Annotated in this window: 18 protein-coding genes, 1 riboswitch and 1 other annotated feature; of the genes, 13 read left to right on the forward strand and 5 right to left on the reverse strand. The window is 40.3% G+C overall.

Annotation, left to right across the window (positions count from 1 at the left end; genetic code table 11):
• Window positions 1-64: 64 nt before the first annotated feature.
• On the reverse strand, window positions 65-232 hold the full coding sequence (locus tag KO511_RS14245; protein ID WP_215988078.1) for a hypothetical protein: 168 nt from the start codon (window positions 230-232) through the stop codon (window positions 65-67).
• Window positions 233-500: 268 nt separating this feature from the next.
• Between KO511_RS14245 and htpX the strand changes: the two genes are divergently transcribed.
• The 9 genes from htpX to KO511_RS14290 all read left to right on the forward strand — a co-directional run bounded on the left by htpX (window position 501) and on the right by KO511_RS14290 (window position 7626).
• The gene (htpX, locus tag KO511_RS14250) at window positions 501-1361 is read left to right on the forward strand and encodes a protease HtpX (protein ID WP_215988079.1); all 861 of its coding nucleotides are present in this window, start codon (window positions 501-503) and stop codon (window positions 1359-1361) included.
• 201 nt (window positions 1362-1562) lie between these two features.
• Window positions 1563-1982: a nuclear transport factor 2 family protein gene (locus KO511_RS14255; protein WP_215988080.1), complete on the forward strand. Its 420-nt coding sequence runs from the start codon at window positions 1563-1565 to the stop codon at window positions 1980-1982.
• Entirely contained in the window at window positions 1979-2704 is a 726-nt protein-coding gene (locus KO511_RS14260; RefSeq protein ID WP_215988081.1) for an SDR family NAD(P)-dependent oxidoreductase, read from the forward strand. The genes KO511_RS14255 and KO511_RS14260 overlap by 4 nt, the downstream gene beginning before the upstream one ends.
• Before the next feature lie 13 nt (window positions 2705-2717).
• The gene (locus KO511_RS14265) at window positions 2718-3998 is read left to right on the forward strand and encodes an NAD(P)/FAD-dependent oxidoreductase (RefSeq protein WP_215988082.1); all 1281 of its coding nucleotides are present in this window, start codon (window positions 2718-2720) and stop codon (window positions 3996-3998) included.
• Window position 3999: 1 nt separating this feature from the next.
• Entirely contained in the window at window positions 4000-4779 is a 780-nt protein-coding gene (locus tag KO511_RS14270) for a DUF1365 domain-containing protein (RefSeq protein ID WP_215988083.1), read from the forward strand.
• Window positions 4780-4794: 15 nt separating this feature from the next.
• The gene (locus KO511_RS14275; protein WP_215988084.1) at window positions 4795-6042 is read left to right on the forward strand and encodes an SAM-dependent methyltransferase; all 1248 of its coding nucleotides are present in this window, start codon (window positions 4795-4797) and stop codon (window positions 6040-6042) included.
• Between the two features lie 24 nt (window positions 6043-6066).
• Complete coding sequence (locus KO511_RS14280) at window positions 6067-6588, forward strand: DUF2878 domain-containing protein (RefSeq protein WP_215988085.1); 522 nt, start codon at window positions 6067-6069, stop codon at window positions 6586-6588.
• The gene (locus KO511_RS14285; RefSeq protein WP_215988086.1) at window positions 6542-7087 is read left to right on the forward strand and encodes a chalcone isomerase family protein; all 546 of its coding nucleotides are present in this window, start codon (window positions 6542-6544) and stop codon (window positions 7085-7087) included. The genes KO511_RS14280 and KO511_RS14285 overlap by 47 nt, the downstream gene beginning before the upstream one ends.
• Complete coding sequence (locus KO511_RS14290; RefSeq protein ID WP_215988087.1) at window positions 7087-7626, forward strand: DUF3833 domain-containing protein; 540 nt, start codon at window positions 7087-7089, stop codon at window positions 7624-7626. Before KO511_RS14285 ends, KO511_RS14290 begins: the two co-directional genes overlap by 1 nt.
• A gap of 73 nt (window positions 7627-7699) precedes the next feature.
• Here KO511_RS14290 and purB read toward each other — a convergent pair whose 3' ends face one another.
• The 3 genes from purB to mnmA all read right to left on the reverse strand — a co-directional run bounded on the left by purB (window position 7700) and on the right by mnmA (window position 10976).
• Window positions 7700-9070 (reverse strand): adenylosuccinate lyase, encoded by a 1371-nt coding sequence (gene purB / locus KO511_RS14295; RefSeq protein ID WP_215988088.1) that lies wholly within the window; start codon window positions 9068-9070, stop codon window positions 7700-7702.
• A gap of 141 nt (window positions 9071-9211) precedes the next feature.
• Entirely contained in the window at window positions 9212-9829 is a 618-nt protein-coding gene (gene hflD, locus KO511_RS14300; protein ID WP_215988089.1) for a high frequency lysogenization protein HflD, read from the reverse strand.
• Window positions 9830-9854: 25 nt separating this feature from the next.
• Window positions 9855-10976 carry a tRNA 2-thiouridine(34) synthase MnmA gene (gene mnmA, locus KO511_RS14305; RefSeq protein ID WP_215988090.1) on the reverse strand — a complete coding sequence of 374 codons (1122 nt, stop codon included), beginning with the start codon at window positions 10974-10976 and terminating at the stop codon, window positions 9855-9857.
• A 249-nt stretch (window positions 10977-11225) separates the two neighbouring features.
• Between mnmA and KO511_RS14310 the strand changes: the two genes are divergently transcribed.
• The gene (locus KO511_RS14310) at window positions 11226-12530 is read left to right on the forward strand and encodes an inosine/guanosine kinase (protein WP_215988091.1); all 1305 of its coding nucleotides are present in this window, start codon (window positions 11226-11228) and stop codon (window positions 12528-12530) included.
• Window positions 12531-12617: 87 nt separating this feature from the next.
• On the opposite strand, the gene KO511_RS14315 is transcribed toward KO511_RS14310, so the two are convergent.
• Window positions 12618-13025 (reverse strand): H-NS family histone-like protein, encoded by a 408-nt coding sequence (locus KO511_RS14315; protein WP_215988092.1) that lies wholly within the window; start codon window positions 13023-13025, stop codon window positions 12618-12620.
• A 592-nt stretch (window positions 13026-13617) separates the two neighbouring features.
• Window positions 13618-13800: riboswitch (Lysine riboswitch) on the forward strand.
• 115 nt (window positions 13801-13915) lie between these two features.
• Between KO511_RS14315 and KO511_RS14320 the strand changes: the two genes are divergently transcribed.
• The 3 genes from KO511_RS14320 to hisD all read left to right on the forward strand — a co-directional run bounded on the left by KO511_RS14320 (window position 13916) and on the right by hisD (window position 18069).
• Window positions 13916-15517: a Na+/H+ antiporter NhaC family protein gene (locus tag KO511_RS14320; RefSeq protein WP_215988093.1), complete on the forward strand. Its 1602-nt coding sequence runs from the start codon at window positions 13916-13918 to the stop codon at window positions 15515-15517.
• Between the two features lie 164 nt (window positions 15518-15681).
• Window positions 15682-15815 (forward strand) — a sequence feature (His leader region).
• A gap of 56 nt (window positions 15816-15871) precedes the next feature.
• On the forward strand, window positions 15872-16768 hold the full coding sequence (gene hisG / locus KO511_RS14325) for an ATP phosphoribosyltransferase (protein WP_215988094.1): 897 nt from the start codon (window positions 15872-15874) through the stop codon (window positions 16766-16768).
• A 5-nt stretch (window positions 16769-16773) separates the two neighbouring features.
• On the forward strand, window positions 16774-18069 hold the full coding sequence (hisD, locus tag KO511_RS14330) for a histidinol dehydrogenase (protein ID WP_215988120.1): 1296 nt from the start codon (window positions 16774-16776) through the stop codon (window positions 18067-18069).
• Window positions 18070-18072 lie beyond the last annotated feature (3 nt).

Consider the following 18072-nt stretch of genomic DNA (forward strand, 5'->3'; position numbering starts at 1 on the left):
TTATATGTTTTGCATTAGAAATGAAAAAGGCTGCCTCATTGAGGCAGCCTTTTAAATGTTGGGCTCAGCCGTCTTGATTGACACTCATTAATATATGGTGTGCATCCGCAATATGCTTTTGTACTTGCTGCTGTGAGCCAATACCAAGTTGTTGCTTTGCTTCTTCCTCTGAAATGCCAAGATGGCAGCATAGTAGATCAATAGCCATCTGATAGTTGTGTGTCTCAGCCATGATTTTCTGTCCTTTTAGCACATGGGTATTTTATCCTGACCTAATCTAACATGCTTGCTGTTAGTCGCAATAAGACAAAAGTCTAATCTTTGAAATTCATAGTTATGGATGCTGGTTTAAGTATTTGATAGGTGAATTTTTTTGGTGAAAACAAATGTTTCAATTTGTGCCTTCCACTTGTAATTAAAAGGGATAGACTATATCTAATAGAAAGATAATCAGTTCCTAATTTGGAATACAATAAAGAGTTCAGTGTCGGAGAATTGTAATGAAGCGTGTAATGTTGTTTTTGGCAACCAACTTGGCCGTAATTTTGGTCTTGAGTGTTGTATTAAATATTGTTTATTCCGTCACGGGAATGCAGCCTGGCAGTTTGTCTGGGTTGCTTATTATGGCGGCAGTGTTTGGTTTTGGTGGTGCGTTTATTTCTTTGATGATGTCAAAAAGTATGGCGCTGCGCTCTGTCGGTGGTGTGGTGATTGAAAGCCCGCGTAATGAAACCGAGCACTGGCTTCTTGATACCGTGCATCGCCAGTCTCAACAGGTGGGTATCGGAATGCCAAGTGTAGCCGTTTATAATTCAGCTGACATAAACGCTTTTGCAACAGGAGCAAAGCGCGATAAATCCTTGGTCGCTGTATCTTCAGGTCTATTACATAGTATGACACGAGATGAAGCTGAGGCGGTTCTTGCGCATGAAGTCAGTCATATTGCTAATGGAGACATGGTGACCATGACACTAATGCAAGGTGTTGTTAATACATTCGTGATTTTCCTATCACGCTTTATTGCCAATATAGTCTCTTCAAATGATGATGAAGAGGGCGGTAGTAGCATGATGGTTTATTTTGGTGTATCGATTGTTTTGGAATTGGTGTTTGGGTTCCTAGCTAGTTTTATCACTATGTGGTACAGCCGCCGTCGCGAGTTTTATGCTGATGCTGGGGCAGCCGACCTAGTGGGTAAACATAAAATGATCGCGGCATTGGAACGCTTGAAGCTTAGTCATGAATCCCAACTTGAAGGTTCAATGATGGCGTTTGGTATTAACGGTAAACGCTCAATGACTGAACTTCTTATGAGCCATCCTCCACTAGATAAGCGTATCTCTGCATTACGTAACTTATAGAGAACATTTCGGGTTCAATAATATCTCGGCTCGTTCTAATAAATTGAAAAGGCTTGGTTTATAACTAAGCCTTTTTTGATCTCTTTGATGCATGAGACGTATAAGTTATACAAAATAAAATTTGTACAACTGTGTGAAATCGCCTAGAGTTCTTATGTTGTACAATAAAAATTCATGTACAATTTATTGAGAGGTTCCTGAATGGATGTGCAAGCAGTTGGCGAGGTTTATCAGCAACTTAATAAATCCAATCTTCACCTTCTATCTGACGTCTACCACAAAGAAGTCGTGTTTGAAGATGCAGCCCACAAACTTGAGGGTTGGTGTGAATTAGAAAACTATTTTCAAGCTTTATACAGCAACGTCAAACGATGTGACTTTGATATTCTTGAGCATCAGCAATCTGGTGACAGCGGGTTTCTGACTTGGCAAATGTCACTTGAGCACCCCAAGCTCTCTAATGGCTCGACAGTCTACGTCAATGGGGTTAGCCATTTAAAGTTTTCTCAAGACCGAGTCATTTATCATCGTGACTATTTTGACCTTGGTGAAATGTTATATGAGAATTTGCCATTACTTGGTTCTTTAATTAAGGCGATTAAAGTGAGGTTGGGCAAATGAACACGGTTCTGATCACTGGTGCAACATCGGGTATTGGTCTCCAACTGGCTACAGATTATGCTAAAAGTGGTATCAATGTTTATGCGTGTGGCCGAAACCAAGACCGCTTGAGAGAGCTGAGTAGCCAATTTTCAAATCTTCATGCTTTAGCCTTTGACCTTACAGATCTTGAAGCGACCAAAATGGCATTGAGTGGCTTAGCTGATGTACCTGATTTATGGATTTTGAATGCAGGCGACTGTGAATACATCGATAATGGTCAGCTTGATGCTATGTTAGTCAAACGTGTATTTGACATCAACGTCATTGGTTTAACGAATGCTATTGAGGCATGCCAGCCCTATTTTAAGCAAGGTCAAAGGCTTGCGATCGTCGGCTCTATAGCTAGCGAGGTCGCTTTACCACGTGCAGAAGCATATGGAGCATCAAAGGCTGCGGTAAGCTATCTGGCAAGAGCCCTACAACTGGATCTCAAGCCTCAAGGAATTGAGGTATCGATTATTTACCCTGGCTTTGTTAAAACACCTCTCACAGACAAAAACTCCTTTGAAATGCCAATGTTGATTTCCTCTGAACGGGCATCCAAGGAAATAAGAGAAGGTTTGGCTAGAGGAAGTAGTCACATATATTTCCCCAAGAAATTCACATCTATTTTGCGTTTGATAGGTGCTCTTCCATACCGTTGGCAGAATGCGATTACTGCCAAGCTCCTCGCCCAATAATAGGAATAAGCGAATGAATATTGCGATAATAGGTTCTGGGATTTCGGGCTTAACATGTGGTTACTATTTGCATCAAGATCATGATGTGACAGTGTTTGAATCTAATGACTACGTTGGAGGGCATACCGCGACAATAGATATCAATCTCGAAGGGCAGCATTATGCTGTCGATTCAGGTTTTATCGTATTTAATAATAGAACCTATCCAAACTTCATGGCTCTTATGGACGAAATAGGGGTAGAGGGAGTTGAAAGCCAAATGAGTTTCAGTGTTAGAAATGATGCTAATGGGCTTGAATATAATGGCCATACATTATCGACACTATTTGCTCAAAAACGTAATTGGCTGAATCCTAAATTTTATTCCTTTATTTTTGAAATACTGCGCTTTAACAAAGAAGTGAAAGAAATTGCCCAAAAAGATATGATCCTAGATATAACTCTAGGTGAGTTTATTTCCTCTAAAAAGTTTAGCCGTTTTTTTTGCGATAACTACATATTACCCATGGGGGCGGCGATATGGTCATCAACCTTGGCAGATATGAGAGCTTTCCCGTTAACTTTCTTTGCTCGGTTTTTTCTAAATCATGGGCTTCTCGACATTACTAATCGGCCACAGTGGTATGTAATCAAAGGCGGGTCTAGGGAATATATTAAGCCGCTGACTAAAGGGTTTGCAGATAGGATAAGATTGAATACATCAATAGATGGTGTGAGTCGAGATCAAGCTGGCGTCACTATCTATGCGAATGGGCAAAGCGAGCGTTTTGATCATGTAATTTTTGCTTGCCATAGTGACCAAGCATTAAACCTAATAAAAGACTCAAACTCGGCTGAATATGCCGTGCTGTCTAAATTAGCGTACCAAGCTAACGAGGTTATTATTCATACTGATGAGAGCTTGCTTCCGAAACGAAAAGCAGCCTGGGCTGCATGGAATTATAGGCTATCTGGTGGTAATGAAGAGCAAAATCGCGCTCCAACCTTAACCTACAACATGAATATATTGCAGCGTATAGAGGCACCTAAAACGTTTTGCGTGTCGCTAAACAGCAACGAGCAAATAGATCAAGAGAAAGTCTTACGACGCTTTGTTTATCACCATCCGGTATTTAACCACCAATCGATAAAAGCCCAATCAAGGAAAGAGGAAATTAATGGTGTATGTAATACCTGGTTTTGCGGTGCTTACTGGTATAACGGCTTCCATGAAGATGGTGTCAAAAGTGCACTAGATGTTGTGCGAGGACTTAAAGCTTACAGTTCAAACCATCGTGATAAAGGAGCTGCCTAATATGTCGTCGCAGCTTAAAAGTTGTCTGTTTGTAGGTAATGTAAGGCATCGGCGTTTTAGTCCGATAGAGCACTCACTGAATTACAGCTTGTTTATGCCATGCCTGGACCTTGATGAATTTGAAGCGATACAAAGTAAAGTTTGGGGTTTTGGATGTCGATGGTGGCACTGGGCAAGGTTCAAACGTAGTGATTATGTAGGGTCTGGAGACTTAAAACACTCGGTATTAAATAAAGTTTCAGAACTTGGTGGTGAGCAACTTGAAGGTAATGTAAAGGCTGTGATTCACCTCAGATACTTTGGTATTTACTTCAGTCCTGTTAATTTCTACTACATTTATGATAACGAAAATAATTGGCGTTATCTGCTTGCTGAAGTAAGTAACACACCTTGGAATGAGCGATATTACTATTTGTTGGATGCTTGCAACGAAGCTACTTGGGTGCATTCAAAAGCTTTTCATGTTTCTCCATTTAATCCAATCGATCAAGAATATCGATGGAAACTGAAACCGATAAACCCGAATTTATCTATACACTTAGAATGCCACCGCGACGGGAAACAATTTGATGCTACTATGAAAATGACGAAACAAGACTTTAGCTCTCGTGTATTACTAAAGCATTTGGTCATAACCCCTGTACTTGCAGTGAAAATGCTAGTTGGTATATACGTGCATGCTCTCAAGCTATGGATAAAAGGTGCCCCATTTTATTCTCATCCCAAATATAAGCAGAGCGATGAAGCTCAATCCAATAGAAGTGCAAAAGTTGAAAAATAATTAGGAGCTGACTAAATGATTAATTCACAAACGCTACCTTTGCCAAAGCCATTGACGTCAATGCAGAAAACAGCGAGAAATATCGCGTTTACTTGTCTAAATAGGCTTCAACATGGCTCATTAACTGTGATTGAATCATTTGACTCGCAGGTGTCTGAAGGCGCAATGAATTATTTTGGTAGTCATGTTGACGAGAGAAATAAGGCTGTTATCGAAGTAAAACACCCCGCTTTTTACGCCCGACTGTTAAAGGGTGGCAGTATTGCGGCAGGTGAGGCCTATATGGATGGGTGGTGGGAAAGCCCAGATCTTACAACTCTGATGAAGCTAATGGCAATGAATTTATCTACACTTGATGAGATAGAAAAGAAAAGCAGCCTACTATCAACCATTATGTATCAGTTGGGTCATTGGCTAAATCGTAATACGATGTCTAACTCTGCCAAAAACATCCAAGCTCACTATGACTTGAGCAATGACCTATACCAAACATTTTTAGATAGAGAAATGCTTTATTCTTCAGGTGTTTACAATAAAAACTCAGATACCCTAGAACAAGCCCAAATTAATAAGATGGAACGTTTGTGCCAACAACTCAACCTCAGTGAGAACGATTCAGTTATTGAGATCGGAACAGGGTGGGGTGCAATGGCCATATACATGGCTGAACGATATGGCTGTCACGTTACAACTACTACCATTTCAAGTCAGCAGTACCAGTACGCAAAGGAGCAGATCGAGAGTAGGGGGCTTGACGGTAAAATCACACTGCTTAAGAAAGATTATCGCTTACTTGAAGGCAAATATGACAAGCTGGTATCCATTGAAATGATAGAAGCCGTGGGTAAGCAATTTTTGAATTCATACGTCGAAAAGTGCCAATCATTACTTAAATCTGGTGGCTTAATGGCTATTCAAGCAATTACTATTGCCGATCAACGCTATGCTGATTACAGCAGCGGTGTCGACTTTATCCAAAAATACATCTTTCCAGGCGGGTTCTTGCCCTCTATCACCGCTATTACTTTTGCGACAACAAAACACACAGACTTAGTTCTCAGAGATTTGTTTGATATCGGTCAAGATTATGCTCGAACGCTCAAAGACTGGTATATACGCTTCAACCAAGCCGAAAAGCAGGTATTGACATTGGGGTTTGATGACAGGTTTATCCGGATGTGGAATTACTACTTTTGCTATTGTGAGGGAGGATTTCAAGCTAGATCTATTAGTACTGTTCACATGACGTTTCAACGCCCCTAGCGATGAGAAGTTTAAGGTAAATATATGAAACGTTTTATTATTATTTCCACTTGGTTCCAGATAATATGGTTTTGTGCTGTGTTGGGTAATTACGAGTGGCAGTACCTGAGCTTATTATTTGTTGTGGGAACAATAGCAATTTCTGTTGTAAAAACGGAGATGAATTGGTTTAAGTGGTTAGGTATCGTTGCGGTTGGAGTTGTTATCGATTTTTCCAATACGGCTTTGGGCCTATTTGAGTTTCAGTATGAAGGCTTTCCTTTATGGCTTATCGCTTTATGGATGATCTTCGCTTGGTATGGGTATTTTTTGTACCCACTAGTGAGCCAATACCCCTCATTAATCGTATCAATAGTTGGAGGGATCGCTGGAGCACTTAGCTATCTGGCTGGAGAGAAATTTGGCGCAGTTACTTTTGGGCTGCCTTTCTTTACAGTTGCATGGGTGTTGTTTCTCGAGTGGTTCCTTATTATCGCATTGATACTAAGGATATATGGGTATGAAGTTCGTAACAATGGTGGGAATTTACCTAACGCTGATAGGTAGTGTAAACGCTTCAGTTGCTTTAGGAAATAATACTAAAGGTTGGGATACTTGGTCGAGCGTAGGACAGGCCCAGTTGACGATGTTTTTCTTCGATGTATATCAATCGCAGCTTTTTAGCCCTGATGGTGGTTATTTAATTGATGAAGATATTACCCCACACCCTCTTGCATTATCTATCACTTATCAAAGAGATATATCTCAAAAGCAGTTGCTTGATGCCACTGTTGAACAGTGGGAGATGCTTGGTTATGAGCAAAGTTTAACAAGCCAATGGGAACGAAGACTTGGAACAATATTTCCAGATATCAAAGAAGGAAGTAATCTTACCTATGTAACTGATGGCTTTCAGGGGAAGTTTTATTATTCCCAAGCGGGCGATGTTGTCGAGTTGATTGGTCATATTGAAGAAGAAGATTTCAACGATGCTTTTCTTGCTATTTGGTTGTCCCCGGAGACTGAGTTCCCGACTTTAAGGAAGAATTTAATTGGGAGATATTAATGTTGAAGCAGATAAGGCGTGTTCTCGTTTCATTTTTTACTTGCCTAACCATAGTCGCCTGTACAGCTGACATAGATGATTATAGAGATACCCAGCCTAATTTTGAGCTTTTTGAATACTTTAATGGAAAATCAACGGCATGGGGTATGATACAAGATTACACTGCACTTCAAACTCGTCGTTTTGAAGTGTCAATCATTGGTACGGTTGATGGTAATACACTAACCCTCGTCGAGGATTTCGTGTTCGATGATGGTGAAGAGACGCAACGAATCTGGCAAATTGAGCGTCTTGCTTCTGGTCAGTATCAAGGCAGGGCAGATGATATTATTGGTATCGCTACAGGTATAGTAGAAGGTAACGCACTTCGCTGGCAATATGATTTTGAGCTTCAACTTGAAGATTCGAGTGTCGTGGTTGCTTTTGATGATTGGTTATATCGCCAAGATGAAAATCATGTTTTCAATCTAACCAAAATTAAGAAATTTGGTATTGAGGTTGGACAAATAACATTACTTTTCCAAAAAGTATCTCAATAGCTGGGGCTCGATATGTAACAAAGAAAAAGGATGGCGTGACAGCCATCCTTTTTATATTGGTTCTTTAAAGTGCTTAAAGTTGATCTGTTAGCTCAATCGCTTGACCGATGTAGTTTGCAGGCGTCATTTTCTTAAGACGCTCTTTTTCTTCTTCTGGTAATGCTAACCCATCGATAAACATTCGCATAGCTTCACCGTCAACACGTTTGCCACGAGTCAATTCTTTGAGTTTTTCGTATGGTTTTTCAATGCCATAACGACGCATTACTGTTTGAATTGGCTCAGCAAGAACCTCCCAGTTTTGATCAAGTTCAGAAAGAAGCGCTTCGCGGTTAACTTCTAATTTACTGATACCCTTAAGTGTCGACGTATAGGCAATGATCGCGTAGCCAACACCAACACCCAAATTACGTAATACAGTTGAGTCAGTAAGATCACGCTGCCAACGAGAAATGGGTAGTTTTTGTGCTAAATGAGCAAAAACGGCATTTGCTAGCCCCAGATTTCCTTCTGAATTTTCAAAGTCGATTGGGTTAACTTTATGCGGCATGGTTGACGAGCCAATTTCACCTGCGATTGTTTTTTGTTTAAAGTGACCAAGAGCAATATAACCCCAGATATCTCGGTCAAAATCAATCAATATAGTGTTGAATCTCGCAATAGCATCAAATAACTCTGCAATATAATCGTGCGGCTCAATCTGAGTTGTGTACGGGTTCCAATTAACGCCAAGGGATTCCGTAACGAACTTCTCAGAAAACTGGTGCCAGTCTAATTCTGGGTAGGCTGATAAATGGGCATTGTAATTACCCACTGCTCCATTAATTTTTGCTAGGATTTCGACATTAGTAATTTGTCTGTACTGACGTTCCATTCGGTAGGCAACATTGGCCATTTCTTTACCCACAGTAGATGGCGAAGCAGGTTGACCATGGGTTCGTGATAGTAAAGGAATATCCCGATATTCAACTGCAAGTGCTTTAACCGCGTCGATTATGTTGCGTATTTCTGGAATAATAACGGTTTCACGAGCTTCTTTTAGCATCAGTGCGTGAGAAGTGTTATTGATGTCTTCAGAAGTACATGCGAAATGAAAGAACTCATTGACAGCATGTAATTCAGGAAAATCTGCGACTTTTTCTTTCAGGAAATATTCAACGGCTTTTACATCATGGTTTGTCGTACGCTCAATATCCTTTATACGACGTGCATCGGCTTCAGAGAAATTGGTAGCGATCTCGTTTAGGAATTGGTTTGCCTCTGCGCTGAAAGCTGGTACTTCTGTAATTTCAGTAGTATCAGCAAGTTTTTGTAACCAACGAATTTCTACGATAGTACGGTATTTGAGCAGGCCGTATTCACTAAAAATGTCGCGTAGCGCAATAGTCTTGCTTCCATAACGGCCGTCTACTGGCGAAACAGCAGTCAATGCTGACAGTTCCATGATGTTCTCCTGAATTGAATGTCTAAATGTCGTGAGGGTTATACCAATAACTAATGCAATTGTCACGCATATCGCGCAAACGTTTGCTTAGAGAGGGTTTTTATTGAAAAATTCAGCTCATCTTTGCTTGAATCGTGATTTTTATAATCTTGCCAATAGTATTTGAGCTTGTTCAACCATTTTCTTTCTTCCGAAAATAAGCTGTCGTCTTTTGCCACCGACTTGGTGCCACAAAACGGTGCTACGAATACCTGATAGCAACAGAGCTCTAACTTTATCCTGATTACTTGTTTGTTGTAATACAGACGGTGTACCCGTTACTTGTATTCTCGGTCCTATTGGGCTGATCACATCAAGGTATATACTGGCTAAATTGCTAAGCATTTGAGCGTCGAGTAACTCAAAATGGTTGAGCTGTCTTTCAAGCATTTGGATGCGATCACCCAGCTGGGACATCGCATCTTTACGTGCCCTTAATTTACGCTCAAGAGCCATCAAACTGATGATGTAGCGAGTTATCTCACTACCGGATGGCGTGCTGTCAATGCCTTTTACGAGATATTCAAGGCCTATTTTTAAGTTTGATTCTTCACCGTAAACACCCAAAGTATTAACTGGGTTAGTGTTTAAGATAGCTTTTAATGATGCTTCAAACGCGTCAGAGTCACAGTGACCATTTTGCGCGACTTGTTGGACAAGTGCCACAGCTTGGCAAATTCCAGCAAATGCAATAGTTCGGTCGTAAAGTGCATTAGTCACAGATATTACTCCTCAAATACGTTGCTTAAATACGTTCTTTGATGATGCCACCACCGAGACATACATCCCCTTGGTAAAATACTGCCGATTGACCGGGCGTGACAGCAATTTGAGGTTCATCAAAGATGACTTTAATTGTAGTGTCATCGATTGGAATTATGGTGCATGAAATATCAGTCTGGCGATAGCGTGTTTTCACGGAACATTGTTGTGGTGATGTGATAGTTTGACGATTAACCCAATGGAGCTGTGATGCAATTAAGCCTTGAGACTTTAATAAAGGATGATCAGCACCTTGGACAGCAATAAGAACATTTCGCTTTAGATTTTTATCTGCAACATACCAAGGTTCTTCGGTACCTGTGCCACCTTTTTGGCCACCTATGTGTAACCCCTTTCTCTGACCAAGTGTATGATACATTAGGCCTTGGTGTTCGCCGACAACTTTACCTTCTGGAGTCTCAATTTTCCCAGGTTGAGCAGGTAGATAACGTGATAAAAAGTCAGTAAATTTACGTTCACCAATAAAACAAATCCCGGTTGAATCCTTTTTCTTTGCCGTAATAAGGCCTTGTTCTTCGGCTATTTTTCTCACTTCTAGTTTGTCTAGTTCACCTACAGGGAAAAGGCTACGAGATATTTGCTCGCAGCTTAAAGTATACAAAAAATAACTTTGATCTTTGTTGCCGTCCAAACCTCGCAGCATTTTTATTTCTTCCAGATTGTCTGAAAAAGTCCGACGTACATAATGACCCATAGCAATGAAATCGGCGTCAAGCACTTCATCAGAAAATTCAAGAAAAGCTTTGAATTTTATTTCCTTATTACAAAGGATATCGGGATTTGGAGTTCGGCCAGCCTTATATTCTGCTAGGAAGTATTCGAATACATTGTCCCAATATTCTGCAGCAAAGTTTATTTTGTGCAGGTGGATATCTAGTTTGTCACAGACTGCTTGCGCGTCTGCTAAATCTTCAGCAGCAGTACAGTACTCTTCATTGTCATCTTCTTCCCAATTTTTCATAAACAGACCTTCAACCTGATAGCCCTGTTGCTTGAGAAGGTAGGCGGAAACGGATGAGTCGACTCCACCAGACATACCCACGATGACTTTCTTTTTACTGTTATCAGTACAGTTCTGAGACATTACAAAACACCACATAAATTAGCTGGAGGCAAATCTTAACAGAAAGCGTTAAAAGGTGACAGGTTCTCGAATCAAATCACAAATCATTTCGATATTTAGTAAAGCTTTTGAGCAAATGGTTTAAAAAAATGAGCTGATTATATTTGATTAACAAGAGCAAACGTTTGCTCTTGTTGTAGTAGTTGCCGAGTTTGATAGTGCGCGGTAGAATCCAGACCCTTTTTACCTCTTACTCAGAATAAGTTTGTTATGAAGTTCCCAGGTCAACGAAAATCTAAGCACTATTTTCCTGTGCATGCCCGAGATCCCTTGGTTAGTCAGTCTCAACAAAATAAGAAAGTGTCGAGTACTCATATCATAGGTATTGATCAGACTTTGGTTGATATTGAAGCAAAAGTTAATTCGGAACTTATTGATAGATATAAGCTGAGCAAAGGGCACTCACTGGTTATCGATGATGATACAGCTGAAGCTTTATACAATGAACTGAAAGAAAATAATTTTATTACCAATGAGTATGCAGGTGGCACTATTGGTAATACATTGCATAATTACTCGGTGCTTGCTGATGATCGTTCAACACTTTTGGGTGTAATGAGTCAAGATATTAGAATCGGTAGTTATGGCTTTAGGTATTTGTGCAACACTTCAAGTCGTATGGATTTAAATTATCTGCAGGGAGTTGATGGCGCTATCGGTAGATGTTTTGCCTTAATTTCAGATGATGGTGAGCGGACATTTGCAATTAGTGAAGGGCAGATGAATCAACTTCACGCAAGTAATATTCCGGAGTCTATCTTTAGAAATGCATCTGCATTAGTGCTCACTGCTTACTTGGTTCGTTGTAAAGATGGCGATCCGATGCCAAAGGCAACGATGCAAGCTATTAAGTATGCTAAAAAGTATAGCGTTCCTGTTGTTTTAACCTTAGGCACTAAATACGTTATTCAAAATGACCCTATTTTTTGGCAGGATTTCTTGCGTGATCATGTGAGTGTAGTGGCGATGAATGAAGATGAGGCAGAAGCATTAACCGGCGAATCCGATCCGCTTATTGCATCGGATAAAACGTTGGAGTGGGTTGATTTGGTATTATGCACTGCTGGGCCAGTGGGTTTATTCATGGCTGGTTACACTGAGGATGCAGCTAAACGAGTCACTTCTTTACCTTTACTGCCAGGTAGTATTGCTGAATTTAACCGTTATGAATTTAGTCGTCCGGCTGAAAAGTCAGCTTGTGAAAATCCAATTAAGGTTTATTCTCATATTTCACCTTATATGGGGGGACCAGAAAAAATTAAAAACACAAATGGAGCAGGTGACGCAGCCCTTTCTGCGTTACTGCATGATATGGCCGCAAATAAACACCATAAAGAAAATGTGCCTAATTCTAGCAAGCATGCCCATACTTTTTTGACATACTCATCATTTTCACAGGTATGTAAATATTCTAATCGTGCTAGTTATGAAGTATTAGTTCAACACTCTCCACGTTTATCAAGAGGATTACCTGAGCGTGAAGATAGCTTAGAAGAAGCATACTGGGAACGTTAACTTATTGATGATAATAAAAAAGCCTCAAATTATGAGGCTTTTTTATTATTATATAATTACATATTTAAAATGTATTTATAAATTTAATTAGATTAGGAAGTTATCTAAAGATTTACCTGAATCTAATTTCTCTTGGATTGCAGAAGGAGTGCGGCCTTGACCAGTCCAAGTTTTCTGCTCACCATTATTATCAACATACTTATATTTTGCAGGGCGAGGGGCACGCTTGGACTTTTGCTTACTTGCTGATTCTCCAGCTAGAGCAGAAATAACCATATTCTTATCTAGTCCAAGCTGCTTAATTTGATCAGCAATATCAGCTAATTTAGCTTCTTGCGCCGCTTTTTCAGCAAGCTCTACTTCTTCTGCATCTTTACGTTCAGTAACGACTGTTGATAGTTTATCAAGTGCTTCTTCAAGTTGTTCCAGTGTTAGCTCACGAGCAAATGCACGTAGGCTACGAATGTTTAATAAAGTTTTTGTTAGTTCCGACATATAGTTTCTCACTTAATTAAGGAGCCGATGGAATAAATATTAAACCCGTATTATCTGCAATACAATATTTTCTAGTTAAATTCTTATAAAAAGTTATTATTTAATGTCTTAACATTAGAATAATGAGACCTTTCTTATTAACTGATTAAAATTTGTTACATAAAATATCGAAGCTTTTGTGATTATGACAATACTTATTGCCAATAAGTTTCATAAGAGGGTGACAATTATTTACACAATTATGTTATTAAGTGCTACCCACTTCGCTGAGAATTATCATGATAGTAACAAATCTTCAGCAAATTACTTTTTTACCGTCTATTAATCATATTTTTGACTGAAAAAACATGAAAGGATACTAATTGCATAATTAACAAAGATGTTTCTTCATGATTTTATCAAACATTCTATTATAGCACCTATGTATAAATAAGTAGGCATATTCAATATTTATTAAAAATCCAATGCTAGTGTTGGTAGTTATTCAACTGAATGTGTTGAAATCAACGCTTAGATAAGTACAATGGCCCCACCTAATGTGGTGTTTACCTAAACGGTCGTTAATTACTTGACGTCGTTTTTAAACGTTAAGCATCGCGGTAGAGGCGCAAAATAAATCAGTATGACTTGTTGGGGTGATGCCAATGAACAAGTTCGAAAGGTTGTTTTGCCGAAGTGAGCTTCTATATCAAAAGAACTTGCTGGTGTTACACCTGAAAAGGGTTAACACTGCCATAGTCTATATTTTTTAACACTATGGAGCGCTACTGTAGGGCCAAGGCGAAGTATTTGCTCGCCTTTCGCTTCGTTCAACACTTATTGCTCTGGATTATTTCCTTCAATTTGTTTGCAGTAGATCTCTAACCATCTATTACTGGTTTTTGAAGATCATGAATTTAACTGACTTTGCATCATCTCCTATATCGCTCTTACCACCTTTAGTGGCTTTGAGTTTGGCTATCATTACTCGACATGTACTTTTATCATTGGGGGTGGGCATTGTTCTCGGTGCTACACTTCTAAGCGATTACTCAATCAGTAATACAATGAGTTACATGATCTCAACGGTGTCTAATGTATTCGTTGAAGATGGTGGTATAAATACTTGGAATATGAGTATTCTAGCTTTCTTAGTCTTATTAGGCATGATGACCGCACTCCTTACCCTGTCTGGAGGGACTTTAGCCTTTGCTGAGTGGGCTCAGTCGAGAGTAAAAAGTAAGCGTGGCTCAAAACTGCTTGCTGCTTTTTTGGGTGTTTTTATTTTCGTTGACGATTATTTCAATAGTCTGGCTGTTGGTGCTATTTCTCGCCCAGTAACTGATCGCTTTTATGTTTCTCGTGCAAAACTCGCTTATATACTTGACTCTACCGCAGCACCAATGTGCGTAATTATGCCTGCATCAAGTTGGGGTGCTTATATAATAACGATTATTGGTGGAATCTTGGTTTCGCATGGTGTTACTGAATATTCAGCACTTGGTGCGTATGTTCGTTTGATACCAATGAATTTTTATGCGGTCTTTGCGTTGTTAATGGTTTTTGCTGTTGCTTGGTTTGGGCTCGATGTTGGTAAAATGCGGAAACATGAAATCGCAGCATCGCAAGGTTATGGATATGGTCAAGAGCAAGCCGAAAACGTTCAGCAGGCACACGAAATAAATGAAGAATTGGATATTGCCCAAAGTGAAAAGGGTAAGGTTACTGATTTAGTTCTACCAATCGTTTGTCTCATCATCGCCACTGTTGCTTCAATGTTGTATACGGGTGGGCAATCTCTGAGTACTGATGGTAAAGAATTTACTGTTCTTGGTGCATTTGAAAACACAGATGTTGGAACATCGCTGGTTTATGGTGGTCTCGTTGGGTTAGCTTTGGCTTTATTCACAGTCTTCAAACAAAGTATTGCTTTGGTCGAAATATCTCGTACTTTATGGATTGGCGCTAAATCAATGTTTGGTGCGATTCTGATTCTGGTATTTGCCTGGACCATTGGTTCAATTATCGGAGATATGAATACGGGTAAATATCTATCAACGCTCGCACAAGGTAATATTGCTGTTCACTGGTTGCCAGTTATCCTTTTCCTACTCGCTGGTTTGATGGCTTTTTCTACAGGAACGTCTTGGGGGACATTCGGTATTATGTTGCCTATTGCTGGAGATATGGCAGCGGCGACAGAGATAGGTTTAATGCTACCTATGCTAAGTGCAGTTCTCGCAGGTTCTGTGTTTGGTGATCATTGCTCGCCGATCTCAGACACGACCATTCTATCGTCGACTGGTGCACGTTGTGATCATATCGATCATGTTTCTACTCAGTTGCCATACGCGTTGTCTGTTGCTGCAGTATCAAGTATTGGATTTATCGCTTTGGGGATGACTTCCTCCGTAGGCATTTCATTCGCTATTTCCTTTGTGGCCTTTGTTATCGTATGTGTATTACTCTCTTCATTGTCTAAATCGAAGATGACAAGTTGTGCTGATTCTTAAGTATACTCAGTTTTAAAGGGAGCAAATGCTCCCTTTTTATTTGTCCTATACAAATTTAGAAAATCTTTAATTTTTAGTTGAAAAATAATTTATCCTTGGTTAATGTGGTTACCAAGCAACCCAACTGAATAATTTATAAGTATGCGTAATTTTGTAATGAACATTCATCACCATCATCACCCAATATAGTCTTTCGGGAGATGTGCGCATACCCGGGAGGCAAGAGGCTCCCGGTGGAATAAATCGCTAAAACAAGATTTTAACCCTCGGGAGATAACACTCCCGAGGGTTTTTTGGTTTTTTGGTTTTTTGGTTTTGATGATTTGAGATTAGTTTTATACAGGGATATAAGTAATGACAACACAGCGTTTGAGAATAGCGATTCAAAAAAAAGGCCGTTTAAGTAAAGAATGCCAAGAGTTACTAAAAAAGTGCGGGGTGAACTTTAATATCATGGGCGAACGCCTGGTTGTTCATTCTTTGAACATGCCGATTGACCTTCTTCTCGTCCGTGATGACGATATACCTGGTCTTATTATGGATGGTGTTGTGGACCTTGGCTTCATTGGTGAAAATGAACTTGAAGAAGTACGTTTAGATCGCAAGGCACTTGGTGAGCCTAGTGCGTTTATTCCACTTAGACGCCTTGATTTTGGTGGTTGTCGTTTATCTATAGCAATAGATAAAGATGAAGAATATAACGGTCCTCAAGATCTCGCAGGGAAACGTATTGCTACCACTTATCCTCAACTTCTTAAGGCTTATATGGATGAACAAGGCGTGACATTTTCCACCTGCATGTTGACGGGTTCAGTAGAAGTTGCACCGCGCGCTGGATTAGCAGATGCCATTGCAGATCTCGTTTCCACTGGAGCAACTCTAGAAGCGAATGGCTTGAAAGAAGTCGCCGTGATTTTTAAATCAAAAGCGACACTGATTCAACGAACGGGTGATTTTGACTTAGACAAAATGGCCTTAATAGAAAAGCTTCTCACTCGGATGCAAGGTGTACAGCAGGCAAAAGAATCCAAATACATTATGTTGCATGCGCCTGTAAGCCAGCTTGAACAGGTGAAAGCCTTACTCCCTGGTGCCGAGGATCCCACGGTTCTTCCGTTATCATCAGACAAAGAAAAAGTAGCGGTACACCTCGTTAGTACTGAAAATCTGTTCTGGGAGACCATGGAACAGCTTAAGGAACTCGGGGCCAGCTCGATTTTAGTTCTACCAATTGAAAAAATGATGGGGTAGTGATGATGAAAACCGTCGTTTGGCAATCGTTGAGTGAGTCGCAGCAAGACTCGATTTTGAAACGTCCTGCAATGCTTGAAGGTGCAAACATCACTGCGGCAGTTTCTGGCGTAATTGCACAAGTTAGGGAGGGTGGCGATACAGCTTTGTTAGCACTCACCGAGCAATTTGATCGTATTAAACCAGAGACAATACGTGTTTCTGCTGCTGATATTGACCAAGCTTCAGAGCGACTTTCGATCAAGATGAAAGCTGCACTTGAGCAAGCTTATGAGAATATCTTTAAGTTTCACAAAGCACAAAAGTCTCAGCCGATTAAAGTTGAAACTCAAGTTGGTGTGGTTTGTGAGCAGTTAACACGCCCAATTCAAAAAGTCGGTTTATATATTCCAGGCGGCAGTGCGCCGTTACCATCAACGGTTTTGATGCTTGGTGTACCGGCTAAAATTGCAGGTTGTCGTAAAGTTGTTCTTTGTTCTCCTCCACCTATTGCCGATGAGATTCTTTATGTTGCCAAACTGTGTGGTGTTGATGAAGTATACAACATAGGGGGGGCTCAAGCTGTAGCTGCGATGGCTTACGGGACAGACACGGTGTCTAAAGTCGATAAGGTCTTTGGTCCTGGAAATGCCTATGTCACAGAAGCAAAACGTCAAGTAAGTAATGATTTTCGTGGTGCTGCGATTGATATGCCAGCAGGACCATCAGAAGTGCTTGTTATTGCAGATGAAACAGCTGACCCCGATTTTGTTGCAGCCGACTTGTTAAGTCAGGCGGAACATGGCCCAGATTCTCAAGTAATACTCGTCACACCTTCACCTATCATTGCAGATCAAGTTATCGATGCGATTCAATGTCAACTCAAACAACTATCGCGCGCAACAATTGCTGAGCAAGCTCTAGCTTCTAGCTTAGTTATTATCTCAGAGTCTTTAACTCAAGCCGTTTCAATCTCAAACTATTACGGTCCTGAGCACTTAATTGTTCAAACTAAGAACCCTCGTGAGCTGCTTCCTTTATTGGATAATGCGGGTTCAATTTTTTTAGGTGAGTGGTCTCCAGAATCAGCAGGCGATTATGCATCAGGAACAAATCACGTTCTGCCAACATATGGATATACGCGTACACACTCAAGCCTAGGTTTGGCCGACTTTTCCAAGCGAATGACGGTTCAAGAGTTATCTGCACAGGGTTTACAAAACCTAGCTTCGACTGTGGTAACAATGGCAGAAGCCGAAGGATTAGATGCGCATAAACGTGCGGTAACTATTCGAGTCGACAAGTTAAATTTGAAAGGATAAAGA

The sequence above is a fragment of the Vibrio hepatarius genome (assembly GCF_018860525.1).
GTDB lineage: Bacteria > Pseudomonadota > Gammaproteobacteria > Enterobacterales > Vibrionaceae > Vibrio > Vibrio hepatarius_B.